Consider the following 1,107-nt stretch of genomic DNA (forward strand, 5'->3'; position numbering starts at 1 on the left):
CCCACCGGTTCCTGCTCAGGTCATGCAGTTAATGTAGCGGCATAAGCCGCGTCCGGGGTCATCATCTTCAGCGCCTGGTGAGGGCGCTGCTGGTTGTAAAAGGCAATCCAGTCGGCGATCACGCGCGTGGCGTGGACCTGGCTCTCAAAACGATGCCGGTGCACGCATTGCTCCTTCAACGTCCGGATCACTCGCTCCACCATTCCATTCTGCTGCGGGCAGTGTGGCGTGATGAACTCCTGCTGCAGGCCATAGCTACGCACCAGCCGCGTGTAGTCGCGACTGGTGAACACCAAGCCGTTGTCCGAGCGCAGCAGGAAGGGCGCCGGCACCCGCCCCAGCGTGCCGTAGCGGGTGATCAAGGCCTGTTCCAGCGCCGCTGATGCGGTGCTCGCCTTGCCGGTTCGCGACAGGTGCCAGCCGAGCAACTGCCGTGTGCCGCAGTCGATCACCAGCGCCAGACTCAGCCATCCATCCTTGCCGCCCCAGACCCGGCACAGGTCGGTCGCCCAACGCTGATCTGGCCCTTCCGCACGCGAAATCTTCGCTTCAATCCGCGGGCGCTGGCCGATGGGGCGTTTGCGAACCTGCCAGCCCTTGAGCTGGAAGATCCGCTGCACGGTGTTCTTGTTCATGCCCAGCAATGCAGCCACGGTCCGGTAGCCGAACGATGGCTCAGCTTCAATCATTTCTTTGATCGGCTGCGCCAGCTCGGCATTGACCTTGGCCGGCGCCTTGGTCGGCTTGTAGTACGTCGTCCGACGCGCCACGCCGAACCACTGGCACAACTTGGTCATTGGCACCGTGACGCCTTCGTCCTTCAGGCCCTGCTGGACCGAGAGCATCAGCTCTCGTCCTTTCCCAGCAGGGATGCCAGCTTTTTTCGGGCGCGGATCTCCAGCATGGCCTCACCGTAGGCTTCCTGCAGGTCTTTGAGCTGCCGCTCGTACTGCTCGCGCACGTCCTCGGGCTTGGCCCTCAGGGCGTTCTCCATGCCGCGTTTGCCGTCCTCAACCCAGCTTTCGATCTCAGCTGGCGTCAGATCGAACTGGCGGCTGGCTGCCGCCACCGAGGTTTTGCCCTGGATGATCTCAAGGACCAGCGCCG

2 protein-coding genes are annotated in these 1,107 nt (G+C 63.3%); both read right to left on the bottom strand.

What is annotated here, in order from left to right:
• Window positions 1–20 precede the first annotated feature (20 nt).
• Complete coding sequence (locus EGJ34_RS21815) at window positions 21–845, bottom strand: IS3 family transposase (RefSeq protein WP_260477099.1); 825 nt, start codon at window positions 843–845, stop codon at window positions 21–23.
• The coding region (locus EGJ34_RS21820) for a transposase (protein WP_125362463.1) at window positions 845–1,107 on the bottom strand (263 nt) is incomplete at its 5' end. The genes EGJ34_RS21815 and EGJ34_RS21820, both read right to left, overlap by 1 nt.

Origin of the sequence: Stenotrophomonas sp. 278 (assembly GCF_003935715.1) — a bacterium.
GTDB classification, from domain to species: Bacteria; Pseudomonadota; Gammaproteobacteria; order Xanthomonadales; family Xanthomonadaceae; genus Stenotrophomonas; species Stenotrophomonas maltophilia_AH.

Bases quoted from the DNA above. Each gene is read 5' to 3' on its own strand.
- EGJ34_RS21815 (WP_260477099.1), bottom strand. From the start codon at position 845: ATGCTCTCGGTCCAGCAGGGCCTGAAGGACGAAGGCGTCACGGTGCCA.